Annotated in this window: 14 protein-coding genes and 2 pseudogenes; 9 read left to right on the forward strand and 7 right to left on the reverse strand. The window is 55.9% G+C overall.

All coding sequences use genetic code 11. The features are described from left to right. Window positions 1-19 precede the first annotated feature (19 nt). From ACCQ03_RS17955 to ACCQ03_RS17975, 5 genes are all read left to right on the forward strand, one after another. Entirely contained in the window at window positions 20-691 is a 672-nt protein-coding gene (locus ACCQ03_RS17955; RefSeq protein WP_057679565.1) for a class I SAM-dependent methyltransferase, read from the forward strand. 31 nt (window positions 692-722) lie between these two features. Then, window positions 723-1,667: an NAD-dependent epimerase/dehydratase family protein gene (locus tag ACCQ03_RS17960; RefSeq protein ID WP_057679564.1), complete on the forward strand. Its 945-nt coding sequence runs from the start codon at window positions 723-725 to the stop codon at window positions 1,665-1,667. 40 nt (window positions 1,668-1,707) lie between these two features. After that, window positions 1,708-3,006, forward strand: a complete 1,299-nt coding sequence (locus ACCQ03_RS17965) for an NAD(P)/FAD-dependent oxidoreductase (protein WP_057679563.1) — start codon at window positions 1,708-1,710, stop codon at window positions 3,004-3,006. After that, window positions 3,003-3,395 carry a GtrA family protein gene (locus ACCQ03_RS17970; protein WP_057679562.1) on the forward strand — a complete coding sequence of 131 codons (393 nt, stop codon included), beginning with the start codon at window positions 3,003-3,005 and terminating at the stop codon, window positions 3,393-3,395. The genes ACCQ03_RS17965 and ACCQ03_RS17970 overlap by 4 nt, the downstream gene beginning before the upstream one ends. A 69-nt stretch (window positions 3,396-3,464) precedes the next feature. Beyond that, the gene (locus ACCQ03_RS17975; RefSeq protein WP_209226824.1) at window positions 3,465-4,949 is read left to right on the forward strand and encodes a hypothetical protein; all 1,485 of its coding nucleotides are present in this window, start codon (window positions 3,465-3,467) and stop codon (window positions 4,947-4,949) included. 40 nt (window positions 4,950-4,989) lie between these two features. Here ACCQ03_RS17975 and ACCQ03_RS17980 read toward each other — a convergent pair whose 3' ends face one another. Continuing rightward, a complete protein-coding gene (locus ACCQ03_RS17980; protein ID WP_150146937.1) occupies window positions 4,990-5,511 on the reverse strand; it encodes a hypothetical protein in 522 nt (173 codons plus the stop codon). A gap of 20 nt (window positions 5,512-5,531) precedes the next feature. Further along, complete coding sequence (locus ACCQ03_RS17985; protein ID WP_209226826.1) at window positions 5,532-7,136, reverse strand: glycosyltransferase family protein; 1,605 nt, start codon at window positions 7,134-7,136, stop codon at window positions 5,532-5,534. A gap of 206 nt (window positions 7,137-7,342) precedes the next feature. Here ACCQ03_RS17985 and ACCQ03_RS17990 point away from each other — a divergent pair, with 206 nt between their 5' ends. Both ACCQ03_RS17990 and ACCQ03_RS17995 read left to right on the forward strand, forming a co-directional pair. Further along, window positions 7,343-9,058: a hypothetical protein gene (locus tag ACCQ03_RS17990; protein ID WP_209226828.1), complete on the forward strand. Its 1,716-nt coding sequence runs from the start codon at window positions 7,343-7,345 to the stop codon at window positions 9,056-9,058. 92 nt (window positions 9,059-9,150) lie between these two features. Further along, complete coding sequence (locus ACCQ03_RS17995) at window positions 9,151-10,122, forward strand: IS5 family transposase (protein WP_150147813.1); 972 nt, start codon at window positions 9,151-9,153, stop codon at window positions 10,120-10,122. Between the two features lie 505 nt (window positions 10,123-10,627). On the opposite strand, the pseudogene ACCQ03_RS18000 reads toward ACCQ03_RS17995, so the two are convergent. After that, a pseudogene (locus ACCQ03_RS18000) lies at window positions 10,628-11,503 on the reverse strand (IS5 family transposase); the annotation flags it as partial. A gap of 70 nt (window positions 11,504-11,573) precedes the next feature. On the opposite strand from ACCQ03_RS18000, the gene ACCQ03_RS18005 reads away from it, so the two are divergent. Then, window positions 11,574-12,661, forward strand: a protein-coding gene (locus tag ACCQ03_RS18005; protein ID WP_223842567.1) for an IS3-like element ISXcd1 family transposase whose coding sequence is annotated in 2 segments (ribosomal slippage) — window positions 11,574-11,826 and window positions 11,826-12,661 — 1,089 coding nt in all. Because the reading frame shifts where the segments join, the coding sequence is not laid out codon by codon here. A gap of 35 nt (window positions 12,662-12,696) precedes the next feature. Here the strand turns inward: ACCQ03_RS18005 and ACCQ03_RS18010 are convergent. Further along, window positions 12,697-12,798 (reverse strand): annotated as a pseudogene (locus tag ACCQ03_RS18010) (IS5/IS1182 family transposase); the annotation flags it as partial. A gap of 81 nt (window positions 12,799-12,879) precedes the next feature. Here ACCQ03_RS18010 and ACCQ03_RS18015 point away from each other — a divergent pair. Beyond that, complete coding sequence (locus ACCQ03_RS18015; RefSeq protein ID WP_209228022.1) at window positions 12,880-13,197, forward strand: hypothetical protein; 318 nt, start codon at window positions 12,880-12,882, stop codon at window positions 13,195-13,197. 46 nt (window positions 13,198-13,243) lie between these two features. Here ACCQ03_RS18015 and ACCQ03_RS18020 read toward each other — a convergent pair whose 3' ends face one another. Genes ACCQ03_RS18020 through ACCQ03_RS18030 form a run of 3 tightly spaced genes read right to left on the reverse strand, consistent with a single transcriptional unit; the run spans window position 13,244 to window position 17,788 of the window. Next, a complete protein-coding gene (locus ACCQ03_RS18020; protein ID WP_209227666.1) occupies window positions 13,244-14,221 on the reverse strand; it encodes a CgeB family protein in 978 nt (325 codons plus the stop codon). Continuing rightward, window positions 14,218-16,770, reverse strand: coding sequence for a glycosyltransferase family protein (locus ACCQ03_RS18025; RefSeq protein WP_209227664.1), 2,553 nt, complete (start codon window positions 16,768-16,770; stop codon window positions 14,218-14,220). The genes ACCQ03_RS18020 and ACCQ03_RS18025 overlap by 4 nt, the downstream gene beginning before the upstream one ends. A gap of 1 nt (window position 16,771) precedes the next feature. Next, window positions 16,772-17,788 carry a class I SAM-dependent methyltransferase gene (locus ACCQ03_RS18030; protein WP_209227662.1) on the reverse strand — a complete coding sequence of 339 codons (1,017 nt, stop codon included), beginning with the start codon at window positions 17,786-17,788 and terminating at the stop codon, window positions 16,772-16,774. Window positions 17,789-17,845: the final 57 nt, after the last annotated feature.

Below are 17,845 nucleotides of genomic sequence, written 5' to 3' on the forward strand. Positions count from 1 at the left end.
CCACAGAGGAAGTGCTGAGATGCCAGATATCGATCACGATCTCGACGTGCTCTATCAACACCGTTTCCCGAAGGAAGAACTCGCCAACAAGAACCGGATCTGGCAAGTCTTGTGCACGCAGTACTTCAGTCGGTTCGTCAAACCCAATGAGACCGTGGTCGACATCGGAGCAGGATATTGCGAGTTCATCAACAATATTCCGGCCGCGCACAAGATCGCCGTTGACCTCAATCCTGACGTACGCAAGTTCGCCGCTGATGGTATCCGCGTGATCAATGAGTCATGCATTGCGGTCAGCTCGATCCCTAGCGCCAGCGTGGATGCGGTGTTCATGAGCAACTTTCTCGAGCACCTGCCAACCAAAGATCTCGTATTGCAAACGCTGCGGGAAAGCGCGCGCATGCTCAAGCCGGGCGGAAGGGTCATTATCTTGCAACCCAACATTCGCTTCCTGTATGACGAGTATTGGGATTACTTCGACCACCACACGGCACTAAGCGACCGTAGCCTCGTCGAGGGAGTACTGATGGCGGGATTGGAGCCGCAGGTAGTGATCCCCAAATTCCTGCCCTATACCACCAAGAGCCGGCTACCGCAGGCGCCGTGGCTGGTATCGCTTTACCTGCGCATCCCGCTCGCCTGGCACTTCTTGGGCAAGCAAGCGCTGGTCGTTGCCTACAAGCGCGGCTGATCCATTCCTCCATTCGTTTCAGAGTCCATCCATGGCACAGAAAAGTGACAAGATCGTGTTGACCGGTGCCGCAGGCCTGGTGGGACAGAACCTCATCGTCGAAATGAAACAGCAGGGCTACACCCAGCTGGTCGCTATCGACAAGCACGAGCACAACCTTGAGATCTTGCGCAAGCTGCATCCGGACGTAAAGACGATACTGGCCGATCTCGCCGAACCCGGTGTCTGGAGCGAAGCGTTCGCAGGCGCTCGCCTGATAGTGCAGTTGCATGCACAGATCACCGGCAAGTTCCGCACGTTATTCGACCGCAACAACCTACAGGCGACCGAAAACGTGCTGAAGGCTTGCGTGGATCATCAGATTCCCTACATGGTGCACATCAGTTCTTCGGTCGTGAATTCAGTTGCAACTGATGACTACACCGAGACCAAGAAGCTACAGGAGGCGCTAGTCCGCAACAGCGGGATCCCTCACTGCGTTTTGCGCCCGACGTTGATGTTCGGCTGGTTCGACCCCAAGCACCTGGGATGGCTGTCGCGCTTCATGGCCCGCACTCCGGTATTCCCGATCCCCGGCGACGGCAAGTTCATGCGCCAGCCGTTGTACGAGCGCGATTTCTGTCGCTGCATCGTGCAGTGCATAGAGCGCGAACCTGCGGGCGACATCTACGATATCGTTGGCGCTACGCGCGTGGATTACGTTGATATCATTCGCACCATCAAGCGCGCGAAACAACTGCGCACTGTGATCGTGCATATCCCGATTGGCTTTTTTGCCTTTTTACTCCGGGTGTACAGCCTTTTCAGCAGCAAGCCGCCCTTCACCGCCGATCAACTCAAGGCACTCTCGGCAGGCGATGACTTCAAAGGCGTAGATACACAGGCGATTTTCGGCGTGACCCAGACCCCGTTCGAAGAGGCCATCCGCGAAAGCTACTGCGACCCGCGCTACAGTCATATCGTCCTCAAGCGTTGACGCCCTGCCCTGGCTGTCATCCATCATCTCCAAGGTAAACATGAGCACGTACTCAATCATCGGTAGTGGCCCCATGGGCCTGATGGCCGCACTCGAACTTCTGGACCGTGGTCACAGGGTCGATCTCTATGAGCGCGACGACCGCATCGGCGGCATGTCGGCGGCTTTCGACTTCGACGGCCTTTCTATCGAGCGCTATTACCATTTCATCTGCAAAACCGACTACCCGCTGTTCAAGTTGCTCGACCGCCTTGGCATGGCCGATAAACTGAAGTGGACCGACACCAAGATGGGCTATTTCTACGATGGCCGGCTCTATAAATGGGGATCACCTTTCGCCTTGCTCAGCTTCCCTCATTTGGGCCCGATCAGTAAGCTGCGTTATGCGTTACACGTGATGCACACCAAAGGCATCTCCGACTGGTCGGCGCTCGACAAGGAGAACGCACGCGACTGGATCACAGGCTGGATCGGCAAGAAAGCCTATAAGGTCATGTGGGAGAAAGCGTTTGGACTGAAGTTCTTCGAGTACGCCAACGATCTGTCGGCGTCGTGGATCGGCACACGCATCAAACGCATTGCACTCTCCCGGCGCAATCTGTTCAACGAGAGCCTGGGTTATTTGGAGGGGGGCTCGGCCATCCTGCTGGATGCAATGGTGGCCGAGATTAAGCGTCGTGGCGGCCGTATTTTGCTCAGCCAGCCGATCGATGAAGTAGTTTCCGAAGCCGGCCGGGTCACCGGCATCCGCGTGGGCAACCAATTCCACGCATACGATGCGGTGATCTCAACCGCACCGATTCAGTATGTGCCGGCGATGGTACCGGGACTGCCTGCAGCATTCGCTGATTCCATACGTCGAATCGAAAATATTCCAGTCGCATGCGTCATTCTCAAGCTTAGCCAACCGATCAGCGAAAACTTCTGGATGAATATCAGCGATGACAGCATCGCTATTCCTGGCGTCATTGAATATAGCAATCTCAACCCAGGCACGGACCCCGCGCAGAAGATCCTGTATGCGCCCTATTACATGCCCAAGACCCACCCGAAGTGGCAATGGAGCAATCAGCAGCTGATCGATGAAGTGATCAGCTATCTGCCTAGAATCAACCCTGCATTCAAGCCGGAATGGGTCCTCGCCACGCACTGCCATCGTTACGAATTTGCGCAGACTATCTGCCCCCCGGGGTTCCAGGACATGCTGCCGGCGATGAAGACGCCATTGACCGGCTTCTACATGGCCGACACAGCATATTACTATCCTGAAGACCGCTCAATTTCCGAAAGTCTGGCGGTTGGTACTACCCTGGCTGAGACTGCAGCAGGCGAGCCGTGATCAGCAAGCGCTTTTTCATGTTTGTCTTATCTGGCGGCATCGCTGCTGCTGCCAATTTCTGTTCGCGCATCCTCTTCAGCCAGTGGGTGCCATATTCACTTGCGATCGTTCTGGGGTTCATGGTCGGCCTTGTCGTGGCATTCGTGCTGATGCGCAAGCTTGCTTTTAATGACACGAACAATGCAGCGCACTCGCAAGTAATGTGGTTTCTGGTTGTGAATGCTATTGCGCTCTTGCAGACGTTCTGCGTCAGCCTGCTACTGGCGCGCTGGCTCCTGCCCTTGCTGGGCGTGACCCGTGGCGCCGAGACTATTGCGCATGCCATCGGTGTCGCCACCCCTGTACTCACGAGTTACATCGGTCATAAACGTTTATCTTTCCGCAGCTGAAAACCCTGCACGCTTCTCGCCAGCGCCACGACCTCGCTGCTCTACATAATGACAAGTACTCCATACGACATGATTCCCAGCGAGCCCTTCGACGGCACAAGCAAAGTGGTAGAGACCTGGCACGTTGTCATCGCCTTCGTCGTTTTCTCCTTGCTCTTTGCGGCATACAGCCATCTGATCGGACTCAACATGACGCCGTTTCGGGCAGAGTCTGGCTTATTCATTGCGCAAGCCTGGAGCCATGGCGACCATTTCGATTTCATCAAGCCGCTGTTGACGCACGCTCGCAACGGCCATTACACCCCTGTGTTCTTCATCTTGGAGTTCGTACAGGCCGGCTGGTTTGGCGCTGATGAGCAGTACTGGTTCATTCGTCAGATGCTTGTACTTGGACTTCTGTCGACATCGCTCTATCTACTCAGCCACTCCGCGCTTGCACTGACATCTCTGCACCCGCGAGCCTGCGCGGTCATCGCAGGGCTGGTGGCAATGGCATTCGTGGTCCAACCCACCGTTTTGGAACTGACTACGTGGCCGTTTATGGCCGCCCAATTGCTTTGCCTTGCTTGCGGCGCAATGGCAACGTCGAACCTGCTGAATGCAATACGCACAAATCACATCAAGCCCCTTTACTGGGCTCTCGCATGGGGCTACGCCTCGATGCATTTGTTCGGCGTGGGCTTTACGATCAGTGTTACCGTTATCGTGGCTACGATTGTATGCACATGGGCGCTCAGATTGCCTGCCAAGGCATATGCCGCCGCCGCCGTTTCCACGATCGTGACCTTGATGCAAGCTGCGATCATGGCGCAGAGCACAGAGCAAGCGACTGGCGAGCGAACGATTAACCTAGGCGATCACGTGATCAGAATGGGCGCGCTGTACATGGGATCTTTGCAGGGCGGCGCCCGCTCGCTATGGGCCAACGGCCGCTTCCCTTGGCCGAATCCCGATACATACGCCACCGATGCAGCGTATGGTTATGCGCTGCTTCTCGCCATCGTCGCGACATCAATCGCACTGCTGTGGAAGGGCCGACAGGAGCAAAAACCGCTACTAGTCGCTTACGGGCTGCTTTCTGGAACTTTTGCGTTTTCACTGGGGCTGTATTGCACACTGATCGTGGTCCGCCTCCAGTATTCGCCTGGAAACACAGCAATAAATCCTTTCCTGTTTGGTACGCGCTACCTGATCTTTCCTGCATTCTTCATTTTTATGCTCAGCCCCCTACTTCTGATTCCGTTGGCAAAAAGCCTGGGAAATTGGGCCATCCTTCCGGTCAGCGCAATCGGGGGTGGAGCCGCTGTAGCGACTTACGTGTTTTTCACGACTGTGACGACGCTTTGGCCAATTTTTGCAACGCCGTTCTCGGAAAAATGGTCCAAAGTCGTGGAAGACGCCCGTGTACAACTGAAGACAAGTGGCTTCATTCAAGACCGGCCACTTTTAGAATTGGATCCCGAGTTCCACGCTGAACTGCATCAGTTCAGCGGATTGCTGGAAAACGAACTTGGCTGCCGCGACTGCGTGAAATTCCAAGATCAAGATAAGTGAAATGATGAAGGGCAGGTCCACATGCCTGCCCCGCTGAAGGCTAGTGCTGCCGAAGCATTAGGTTCAATGTTTCATCCGTGCTGCCTGCAGCCAACGTTAATCCAGTCTGCCGACCAATACCGGGATAGATCCAAGCGACCATTTCCTTGGTGCCGGACAGTCGTTTGAACTCGTAGCTGATCATGCCTCCCTCGAACGTCACTCCAAGATTAGAACGTAATCCAACCTCCAGGTAATCATTGTCCTTAGAACCCTGTAGCGGAGCTTTGCCCTCGACACAACGGCCATCCTGGCAAAGCCGGAACTCCACCTCGCCATCTGCAGCGCCCCCGCCGTTTCCAATTTGCACCGCAACTGCATCCACACGCAATGCCCCGGCAGGAGAAAATGTTCCACGAATCGTCTCGCCCGCAGAGAGGCGAATGGATCGATTTGAAGAATCGTCGAGTGGGGACCGCACTTGCACCTGCACATTGCCGCTGAGCTGGCAGTCGCGCGGAGGATATTGATGACAAGCCGCCAACGATAACGGCAACAAGCTGACAAGAAGATGTTTGAGCATGATTCCTCCGAAAAAACCGCTCAGCCGGACAGCAACGCGTGTCCGCGGTGTAGTAATAAGACGATATTAATTGCAATCTGCCCGGAGGCGCAGGCCAGCATCAATGAATAAAAGTTTCTCTGCTGCATCCAACGCAAAGAGAGCATCAACAGCGCTACAGACACCGCCTGGAGGCCGTGAACTGCCGGGATGCTCAGTACGCTAAACACGCCAATCAACAGTGCCGAGGGCAGCGCCAGCAACAATACGAACTCTTTCGAATGCTGGCGAATGCATTGCACGGACGCAAATGCGGCTGGAGGCAGTAGCAAAATCCCCACCGCGCCGACAATACCGTGCAGCGACGCCTGCACCAGATCGCCAACTGTTGGCAGGACGCGGAAGCTGATGGGCGCGATCGCATTGAGTAAGTTGACGAAACGCGCTTCCGCATGTGAAGCCAGGCTGGCGCCTACGCTAAGATTTTGCTCGACCAAATCCGATGACAATTGCAAGTACCAGTTCGCCCATAACCACCATATCGCGAGGCCTCCGAAAGCAACTACTGCAAACGGCAACAGTCCGCGGCTAGGGTTCATGTCGTTGCGTTCCCGAATCAGGAGGTACAACCCGAATGCACCTAGGAACACGACGGCATATGGATGCGACCAGTAAGCCAAGGCCCCCAATAGACCTGCAATCCACGTGGGTTTGCGTGCCAGCAGTGTGAACGCGCTCAGTACCAAGAAGAACGCAGCGAGCGATTTTGGCCAAGCGAATAGTGTCTGTGCCACAAAATAAGGACTACTGCCGAACACTAGCAAACCCGCAACCCAGTAACCCCGACTCAGCCCGAAATACTGGAAGAGCAATGCAGCGCCGATAAAAAGCGATGCATTCAAGACCAGGGACACCGCCAGAAACCGGCGGTAGCTACGGTCGTCACCAAAACGGCCAACGTCAGGCCATTGTCTGCCGACATAACGAAACGTCGGCAGAGGCCCATTTAATTTTTGCGGCGCATCCAGTGCTGCTCGCAGCGGTACGGCCGCTAGCGACATCAAGATTGGTCGGTTGGCAAGCTCCTGGCCTGGCATCAACGGTCGCTCCTCCGCAAAGGGAATATCGCGTAGTAGATACTCGGTCGCGGCGAAGGGAATGAAATTATCGGCTGGGAATGCCCCAAGCATCACCTGCACTTTGACGTGCAGGTGGTCATTCTTGATTACGTAGGCACCATCAGGTAGCTCTGAAGGCATCTTGATGGGCACGAATGTCATCAGCATCGGGATGGCTGCCATTAGCAGCCATCCAAGCGCAGCAAGCCGAGATTGAAGCACCGCCTCACCAGCACCGGAGCCGAACAGACGCGAGAAGACATCCGACCGGCTCCACTGCACAACAGAGGCCACTAAAGTGACGGAGAGCAGTAACCACGCATTGCGCTCGTAGTCCCAAGATATGGACACTGTGCCAATGCCAAGGATCGCTAGTCCCAAAATGCCAAACCCAATGGAGTAGGCAAGAAGCTCCAGCCCCTTAAGCGAGCGCCCGCCTGCAGTGCACGAGAGAAGCGCGCCGCCAATCAAGACCACTAACAAGGCAGTCAATACGATTAGCCCCAATGCAACCAGCACTGCCATCATCCTCTGTGCTCCATTCTCACAAATCCCACAGCGCCGGCGGCTGCTCCTAAGGTTAATGATAAAACAAAACCGGCGAATTCTTCACACAGCTCATTGGCCGACAGCTGATGAAGCAAATTCCACGCACTTGACTCACTGTCCACTCTATAATTTAGGATCGACCTGCTACATAGACGGCTACTGCCGCGGATCCTTGGAATCACACGATGACTCAGCTGCAGATTGTTGTCCTGACGGCTATGGTTGGGCCTGCCTATCTAATTTTTCTGTGCCTCATTGGTGACATGATCGGACGTGCTTGGCTAAGCACTATCGAGTCCAGCTGGGAACGTGGAGCCAGTACCATGCTCGCTGGACTGTTGGCGCATGCCGCATTGACCAGCGTTGCTCTGGTAGTTGCCCCAGGGTGGAGCGGCATGGCTCTTTGGATATTGCTTGCTGGCGCTGTGATCAGCTGGCGTTGGCGGCGTCCGATGGCGGTCACCTTAGCAAAGCCTCTCTTGCTGGTTATAGCCTATAGCGTTGCCTGCTACCTGGTCCTTCTAAGCTTCCACTACGGTCCGGCTCGCGGCAGCACGATCTTCTGGAGCATCTTTTCGCTCACCAACGTTACTCCGGGCGATTCGCCACAATCGGCGTTCCAGGCACAGTATCTGCTGTTTGGTCATCAACTCATAGGTGCTCAGCAGTTTGCTCTTTTTGACAGGCCATTCTTGGGCGGCATCATTACTGCTGGAACGCTGCCTGCCTTTGGCATCCATCTGCAGCCCAAGTTTTATGACTATGACGAATTGACGGCGTTCGCATACACAAACCTGTGGATATCGATTAACTCGATCGCGGCGCTGAGCCTCTTGAACGTGGTGGAGCGCTTTAGCAATGGACGCAGCACGTTGATCATCAGCATGCTGCTTCTGGCATCCCCCTTTCTGGTTTTTAACACTATCGGGTTGTGGCCGAAATTATTGGCACTCTCGCTTATATGCCTCGCCTGCACCCAGGCATTACGGAAAAACTGGATCATTGCGATATTACTCAGCGGGGCATCCTTCGTTGCGCACGGATCATTCCTCTGGGCGCACCTTTCATTTGGCGGTGCGCTCATCCTCATCCTCTTGGCCCAAAGACAGAAATATGGGATTACTTGGCCACGCCTAGCGGCGGTCCCATTCGCGTGCGCGGCCGTACCGATCGCCTGGTTCGTGGCAGAGCACCTCGTCGGAGGAGCTACGCCCCTGCGCACTTACTATTTATACAACGTACAAGTCGCCTATGGATTGGACCACACCGCTGAGCAGATCGCGAAAGAGTTCTACTCTTCGACAAATCCTGCAAACCTTGCAGTCCTGCCATGGATGAACATGATCAAGGGCATTCTGCCGATCGAGACGCTCGACGCGATCCTCAACTATCGCCTGTCTAACGAAGCGATCAGTTGGCGCACCCTTGGTGAGACACTTTTCTATACACAGCACATGCGCACATGGTTTGCTTTAGGACTGATCGGAGGCATCGTCACGCTGCGCGGCCTGCTCCACAGCCACTCGGAGCGCTGGCTCCCACGATTGGCGTTGATCGTCTTTTTTGTACTACCATTAATTCCAGGACTTGGCCTTTACAGGCGCGATGATCTTTTCCTCCTTATCATCATGATGTTTTCAGCCATTCCCGTACTCATCTCATTCAGTATAGGATTCAGCTCCCTGAGGGAGCCAACGATGACGGCGATTGCACTGGCGATGATTGCCGAGTACCTGATGATTTATTTCTGGCGATATCCTCCCGGAAGCTACGCCGGAGAATTTCACGCTTATTACCTTGCCGTGATAGTGCCAAGCTTGTTAATCGTCGCGGCCAGTATTGTGTGGCCCCGGAAATGGCAGCCATCCAAACTGAAAATATTTTCGAGCGCCACTCGATGAGCAAGCAGTCGTGGGGGATAACACCTAAGGAAACTCTGAACAATCCATCGTGATCTGCCACAATCGATCAACGACCCGAGTAGACGATTTCGATGCAGCTGACCTTCGGCGACGCGGAGTACAACGGCAAGCGCAAGCGGACGCGGCGTGAGGTGTTCTTGGCCGAGATGGACCAGGTCGTGCCGTGGAAGGACCTGCTGGCGCTGATCGAGCCGCACTACCCGAAGTCGGGGCAGCCGGGGCGACAGCCGTATCGGCTGGAGACCATGCTGCGCATCCACTTTTTGCAGCAGTGGTATGCACTGAGCGATCCATCGGCGGAAGAAGCGCTGTACGACACGGTGTCGATGCGCCGTTTCGCCAAGATCGGCGGGCTGGATGAGGTGCCGGACGAGACGACGATTCTCAACTTCCGCCATCTGTTGGAGCAGCACGATTTGGCGCGCAAGCTGTTCAATCGGGTCAACGCGCACCTGTCGCGCAAGGGGCAGAGCTTGCGCGGCGGGACGATCGTGGACGCCACGATCATCGCTGCGCCCAGCTCGACCAAGAACAAGGATGGCGAGCGCGATCCGGAGATGCACCAAACCAAGAAGGGCAACCAGTACTACTTCGGGATGAAGGCGCACATCGGGGTGGACGATGACTCCGGGCTGGTGCACCACGTGGAGTGCACGGCGGCCAACGTGGCCGATATCACACAAGCGCACAAGCTGCTGCACGGCAAGGAGGACACGCTGTGCGCGGACAGCGGCTACACCGGGCTTGAGAAACGCGAGGAGATGAAGCGCAAGCGCAAACTGCGCTACCTGATCGCGGAGAAGCCCTCGAAGCTGAAGCAGATTAAGAACAAGCGCGAACTGAAGTTGGCCAAGCGCTGGGAGCACACAAAAGCCAGCCTGCGTGCAAAGGTGGAACACCCGTTTCGGGTGATCAAGCGCCAGTTTGGCTACGTCAAGGTGCGCTATCGCGGTTTGGCGAAGAACACCGCACAGATGCTGATGCTGTTTGCGCTGTCGAATCTGTGGCTGAAGCGCAAAGAGTTCATTACCGCCGCGGGGTAGGTGCGCCCGTAATCGGGACGATACCCCGAAAAAGCGCCAAAAACGGCGAAAAACCGAGGATCTGAGCGCGGTCACCGCGACCGATATGGCTTACCACATCCTCCGATCGCGTTGTTCAGACCTTCCCTAACTCCTGCGCAGCTGCGGCACTGGGCCTCCTTGCAGCGTGCGCATTAATAGCGCCAAAATTTGTCTATCACTTTAGTCATGACGGCGGCTTCGTTGAAAATGGCGAGAAAATAAATCTAAGCCGCTGGACTCAAATTTCTGCTTATCGAAATGGGGGCGCCATCCTTGGAATAAATCGGCCAGACAAAGAGATAATTGGCATCAATCGACCGGACAGAGAGCCACCATCTCACTACGAATCATGGATTAAGGAAGGTCTGAACAACGCGATCGGAGGATGTGGTAAGCCATATCGGTCGCGGTGACCGCGCTCAGATCCTCGGTTTTTCGCCGTTTTTGGCGCTTTTTCGGGGTATCGTCCCGATTACGGGCGCACCTACCCCGCGGCGGTAATGAACTCTTTGCGCTTCAGCCACAGATTCGACAGCGCAAACAGCATCAGCATCTGTGCGGTGTTCTTCGCCAAACCGCGATAGCGCACCTTGACGTAGCCAAACTGGCGCTTGATCACCCGAAACGGGTGTTCCACCTTTGCACGCAGGCTGGCTTTTGTGTGCTCCCAGCGCTTGGCCAACTTCAGTTCGCGCTTGTTCTTAATCTGCTTCAGCTTCGAGGGCTTCTCCGCGATCAGGTAGCGCAGTTTGCGCTTGCGCTTCATCTCCTCGCGTTTCTCAAGCCCGGTGTAGCCGCTGTCCGCGCACAGCGTGTCCTCCTTGCCGTGCAGCAGCTTGTGCGCTTGTGTGATATCGGCCACGTTGGCCGCCGTGCACTCCACGTGGTGCACCAGCCCGGAGTCATCGTCCACCCCGATGTGCGCCTTCATCCCGAAGTAGTACTGGTTGCCCTTCTTGGTTTGGTGCATCTCCGGATCGCGCTCGCCATCCTTGTTCTTGGTCGAGCTGGGCGCAGCGATGATCGTGGCGTCCACGATCGTCCCGCCGCGCAAGCTCTGCCCCTTGCGCGACAGGTGCGCGTTGACCCGATTGAACAGCTTGCGCGCCAAATCGTGCTGCTCCAACAGATGGCGGAAGTTGAGAATCGTCGTCTCGTCCGGCACCTCATCCAGCCCGCCGATCTTGGCGAAACGGCGCATCGACACCGTGTCGTACAGCGCTTCTTCCGCCGATGGATCGCTCAGTGCATACCACTGCTGCAAAAAGTGGATGCGCAGCATGGTCTCCAGCCGATACGGCTGTCGCCCCGGCTGCCCCGACTTCGGGTAGTGCGGCTCGATCAGCGCCAGCAGGTCCTTCGGTAATCCCCCCACAGGTTAGCTGACGCCAGAAGTGGAATTTTCTCGTACCCTTTTCCGAGGAGGTTCCATGAAGACATCCCGCTTCACCGACAGCCAGATCATTGCCGTCCTCAAGCAGGCCGAGGCCGGCACGCCCGTGCCGGAGTTGTGCCGGGAACACGGCATCAGCTCGGCGACGTTCTACAAGTGGCGCAGCAAGTTCGGCGGCATGGACGCATCGCTGATGTCCCAGCTCAGGGAGCTGCAGGACGAGAACCGGCGCCTGAAGAAGATGTACGCCGATGCCCAGCTCAGCGCCGACCTGCTGAAGGAGGCGATGGCAAAAAAATGGTGAGGCCATCTCAACGCCGGGAGATGGCCCGATGGGCCGTAGATGGTGGCCACACGAACATCCGGCATGCCTGCCGGACCTTTGCGGTGAGCGAGACCTGCTTTCGCTATCAAGCCAAGGCCAGCGAGGAGAACGCCCGGATTGCCGATTGGCTGGTGCGGTTGACCACAACCTATCGTGATTGGGGGTTCGGCCTGTGCTTTCTGCACCTGCGCAACGTGAAGGGCTTTGGCTGGAATCACAAGCGGGTGTACCGCATCTATCGGGAGCTGGAGTTGAACCTGCGGATCAAGCCGAAGAAGCGGCTGGTGCGCGAGCGGCCAGAGCCGTTGGCGGTGCCGGAGACGATCAACCAGGTCTGGTCGATGGATTTCATGCACGACCAGCTGGCCGACGGCCGCAGCTTCCGGTTGTTCAATGTGCTCGATGACTTCAACCGTGAGGGTCTGGGCATCGAGGTCGACTTATCGCTGCCATCGGCCCGGGTGATCCGCTCGTTGGAACAGATCATTGACTGGCGCGGCAAGCCAAACGCCATTCGCTGCGACAACGGCCCGGAGTACATCAGCGGCGCGCTGCTAGCTTGGGCACAGCAGCGCGGGATTCGGATCGAGCACATCCAGCCAGGCAAGCCGCAGCAGAATGCCTATGTCGAACGTTACAACCGCACCGTCCGCTACGCCTGGCTGGCCACAACGTTGTTCGACACCATCGAGCAGGTTCAGGACAAGGCCACGCGCTGGCTATGGACGTACAACCATGAGCGCCCCAACATGGCGCTCGGCGGTATCACGCCAGCAATGAAATTGGCGATGGCCGCCTAGCTCCACTTTTGGCGAACGCTCAAAGCGGGGGGATTACCCTTCCACGGCACGACCTGGTCCATCTCGGCCAAGAACACCTCACGCCGCGTCCGCTTGCGCTTGCCGTTGTACTCCGCGTCGCCGAAGGTCAGCTGCATCGAAATCGTCTACTCGGGTCGTTGATCGATTGTGGCAGATCACGATGGATTGTTCAGAGTTTCCTTAACGCGGGACAGTGGTTGCGTTTTGATCATGTGCCAATCACGCGACGTAGCCGTTTTATCGCCGAGGTACGTGTCCACCCGGAATGGCCGCGCGATCGAGCAACCGAGGTGGAGTTTCGCATATTCGCCAGCGCAGAGGGGCGTCCGCCTCTTCAGGCTGTATTTGTTCCCAGGTTGGACAAGCAGACAGAATGGACACGCATCGAACTGGATCTTGCGCCGCTGGCCGGACATGATGCTGGCATCCAGCTCAAGCCGAGCGCCAACCAAGAGGTCTGGACACTGATGCGCGACCCGAAGATCGTAATCGTCGAAGATCGCGCACCGCACTAGCTAAAACGCATTGAGAGCCATATCTCTCGCCATTCAATTCTTCGAATTAATGGCCAGACACTCGCCACTCGTCGACAGTGTCCAGAATTCCCTGTGCTCGGGACTTGTACGTGTGCTCAGCGATCGTGCGCTGTTGTGCAGCCTCGGCGATGCGCATACACCTGGGCTGATCGTTCAGCACCTGCTCCATTAAATGTGCAAACTCAACAGCCGAGTTGTAGAGCAAGATTTCGCTGTTCGGTTGATAATAATCGGTGATCTCCAGACTCTCGACGAAGAATGCCTGGGTGGTTCCGGCCATGGCAGCCTCGAAGGTCCGCGGCCCGGGCGTGGAAGGCTCGAGCTTGAAGCGATCATTGGCGTAATTGAAATCACGGCCCATGTTGAGCGTCACCCAAGAACGTGCATAGTGGTCGGATAGCTGATCATTGGGCAGTCGACGATTGCTGCAGAACGCGAGCTCGCTCGGCCAGCCATCACCAAGAATCATCGCATCGTACGATTGCAGAGTCTTGCGCAGGTCACCCAGGAGGCGCTTGCGGTTAGCGAAAGCGACGCCGCAGAAAAAAATGCTGATGCCCTTAACAGTGCTAACCGGCCGCCAATGTGCTTGCTGGCTTGCGGCCAGCGGCAGGTGCCTTGCAAACGGGTGTGCGTAGTGCTCTGCGCACCAGCGATCGTTGCTGAAGACGATGTCTGCAACGTCACGGATCTTGTAGTTGTAATCGAATTCATAGGGATCGTCGTGCAGCCAGAACACCATAGGCACGCCGGCCTGCGTGCAGTAGCGTCGAAGACGGGCATACTCGGCATCGTCAGGCATGCACGAGCCAAAACAGACAACCACGTCCGGCTGTAACTCGCTCGCGCGTTTGGCGGCAAACTCAAGCGGGGTGGCTAACGCTTGCGCCACCTGCGGCAACTGCGCGAACCCTTCAGTCACGTAGTCGCGCAGAACGACATTGCGATTCTGGTTATCAGGAGATGCCCCGCTGACCAAGATCTTTTGGGCAAAAACGCTCATGTCCGCACTCCTCCGAGGCGCCGCGCAATTCCCTGCAGAACTCTCGCGATCGTATTTCTGAGTCCATTTTTCTTATAGAAGCGGCACCCCCTGCCGACGATTCCCAGAGGAAGAACCGGGACTGGGCCACTGCCTCCATCGGCCACGCTTGCTGCACGCGGTGGGATTACCCAGTTCGGCTCGACTAGCAAAATACCCAGATCTCGAATGGTATTGCCGCGCGGATAATTCTGCGTACGCTGCACGAACGGCTGTAGCGGCAGCAGTTTGGTATACAGATCCCGCAGCCACCGCATATGGTCGTCGTGATGTTGCGTGGTTGTTGCCAACACGCGCACACGGATGGCTTCCAAACCGGAACGGTCGGCAATCAGCTGCCGGATTAGACGCACCATACTGCCGGCTTCGCTGACCGGAACGACGTAGCCATTTTCTCCATCGATCACCCGTTCTCCCAGCGCGCCAATATCAGAAACAATCGGCACCACTCCAGCCGACCATGCTTCGGACAGGCTGATGCAGTAGGTTTCGGGCCAAATCGAGAAGTGGATCGAGAGGTCATGACCTGCCAGGATCTGCTTTAACGTTCCCGGTTTGTAGGCACCATGCAGCGTCAAATTAGGAATCTTAAGAATATCCAGAATTGTCTGATATTCGGCAGGAACCGGCCCCACGATGCTAATTTCCACCTCGTCGTAACGCAGTTGATTGATCACATGGATCAGTTCGTTACCGCCTTTATTGCGAGTGAAGTTGCCGGGTATAGCGATTCGAAGCCTGCCCTGGCGCAACTGTGGCAATGGCACAGCGGAGATTTCGTCGTTCTTTGGCATGGGCACCGCATTGACGAGAAGACGCCCGGAATCCGATAGCCCCGGATACATGCGCTGGTAGAGCGCAGCAACTCCAGGCGTATTCACGTGCAGCACGTCCATGTGGTCCAACACGCGGCTGAAAAAAGCGCGACGGCGCGCTTGACTGCCGATATCGGCACCTCGCGAAGCATTTAGGCAGACATCGCAGGTTTCGATCGGCAGCGAGGGAATATTGCAGTACACCTCACGATAATCAAGCAGATTAAAGCGAGAACACACGGCATGGTAATCGTGGAGACTGAAGACACATCGCAACCCGAGGGCAGCTGGCAACAGACCGATAGAAGGCGGATGCCCGATCAAGTGTTGGAAATGCACCAATTCAATGCCGTACTTGTACAGCAGTCCGGAGAAAGCTTCCTCTCGTTGCGGGCAGGTCAATGCGGCCTCGTCCAGCCCCCCATCAAAGTCGAACGTTTCGACGACGTCCAGTGCCTCGTTGCGCAATGTATAGCGGCGGCCGCTAGGCTGAACAGTACGGTCGGGCGTATAGAACAGGAACTCGATATCATCGGCCAACGCCTGGCGTACCGACTCTTGATAGACCTCCACACCGCCGTAAGGCGCTACACCAATGATGTTGTGCGACACTACCAGCACTTTGCGGCGAGTCAGCGGAGAATCTTTTTCATTCTTCACGATCGGCTTGGGCTCACGCTGCAAAGCGTCTACGCAAGACAGGAGATACTCTACCCGGTTCAGGTATAAGTGTTTCTTCAACGTCACTGCCTGTGCCGATCTGGCAACCGCCATGCGCTGCTCAGGATGAGCGAGGTAGTGCCTGAGTTTTTCAATACAATCTGCAGGACCGTCGAAGCCAACGTAGTCGCGGCCTTCTTGATAGTAGTCCTGGACCCGAATCTCGGGAATAGAAATATCGACCAGCTGGAAACCACCCGCCAGCGCGACCTCAAAGAAGCGCGGACCAGGCGTATGCGCAACCGGATCGTTGCCAGAAGACGAAAAGGAGCGATGTAACGTCAAGACAGAACGGCTACGGTTTGCGAACCGGGCGAACTCGGTATTTGGCGTGCGCCAGTCGTATGCGCTGGGATCCATACCGAGTTTAGGCGCCGGAATGTATGGATTTGCGGGCAGCGCTAACTTCAGATTGATCTCTGGAATCGCTGACTGCAGCCGCGCCAGGAATTCGGAGCGATTAGGCCATGCCGTACCCGCGAAAAACAAATCGTATAGATAATGGGTATCGTCATGATCATCGGGAATGGAATGAAAATGGAAGCGTGGATCAGCTGCCAACGGCAGCGACACACCCTTGCTGCCATATCCAGATACACTTCCCGAGTCATTGGTAAATATCAGATCGAAAAGATCCGCATTAGCGATGTTGATACTGCGTTCGTACGGATCCTCAGTCACCCAAAGTACGCTGCGTCCGCATATCTGGGCGATGCGTTCGACGATTGGACGGTCCAGCTCTTCGCCGTCGAAGGCGATGAAGAGGTTGCAGGCGCTATGCTGTGCCGCCAGGACGGCATCGGCGTAGTCTGCACGCACCACACACTCAACTGCGCCCGCTTCGGACAAGGCTCTAGCCATCGCCAAGCAGATGTAGTGATTTGGATTGCTCCTCTTGGTATCAAGGATCAGAACGCGCCATTGCTTCATCGGGACATACCAATTCGCCGTGTGGTGGTGGGTAATCAGATTCAAATCAACCGAATAATCTACATACCCGCCGGAATGGCCCCATCAACCGCCAACTCAATGATCCCCGCATCCGCTCCAGCTCTCTTGTCATAGACAGCAACGATGCATTCAACTCTTGATTATCCTTTTCACGTAAGGCAAGGATTTCCTGAGTTTGACTTAGCTGCTCGCCAAGCAAGTTTGCTCTGTGCAAGGCATCTATCCGCTGTTCAAGATTCGCCTTTAGATCGACGACCTCTTGATTAATTATCTGACGTGCGGCTTGATGCTCATTAACCAATCCGATGAGACGCCCCTGCTCTTGAGCCAGAGTTCCTATATCGATATTGGCCCCGATCAGCTTCCCGAGTTGATCGAATAGCCTATTACCAAGCACTGCATCTCCGTTAGCAACATCCAGACGACAGAGATCCAACAACGGCTGGGGCTGTTCGGGACCAACAAGCAAAACTCCCAATCCATGTGTGTGGGTGAAAGCGAATGATGGATACTGGGTTCGCATCTCGTCCCAATACTTCCAGACGCCAAAGCCACGTTCCCGCACATTGATGTCATGAAACAGCACGACTGCGCGCTTGGAAAGTTTGGCCTGCCATGTCTCGAAATCGTTCTTGACGGCTTCGTACGTGTGCAGGCCATCGATATGCAATATATCGACAGTACGGTCGTCGAAATATTCGACAGCTTCCTCGAAGCGCATGCGCATGAGACGGGAGAAATCTGCATAGTTGCGTTGGTGGTAATCCAACAATGGCAGGAAGACTTCATCACCGTATTCGCCAGCGTGCTCATCACCTTGCCACGTGTCGACTGCGTAGCATCGTGTCGGAGCAGCGCAAGCCTGGACAGCCTGACAGAACGCCAGGTACGAGGCGCCACGGTGCGTTCCCAACTCCACAAGAATATCTGGGCGTACGAGTTCAACCAGCCAGGCTGCAAACGGAATATGCCCCAACCACGCACTTTCAGGCGTGTTGCGCGGCTGCATGAACATCGAGTTGTTGATGGTAACGCTAATCATCATGGCCTCATAAATCTTGTCTGGAGCAACGAGGCCGTGGCCCAGGTGCCGTCTGGT

The organism is Xanthomonas sp. NCPPB 3569 (assembly GCF_041475645.2).
In the GTDB taxonomy this organism is placed as follows: Bacteria; Pseudomonadota; Gammaproteobacteria; order Xanthomonadales; family Xanthomonadaceae; genus Xanthomonas; species Xanthomonas phaseoli.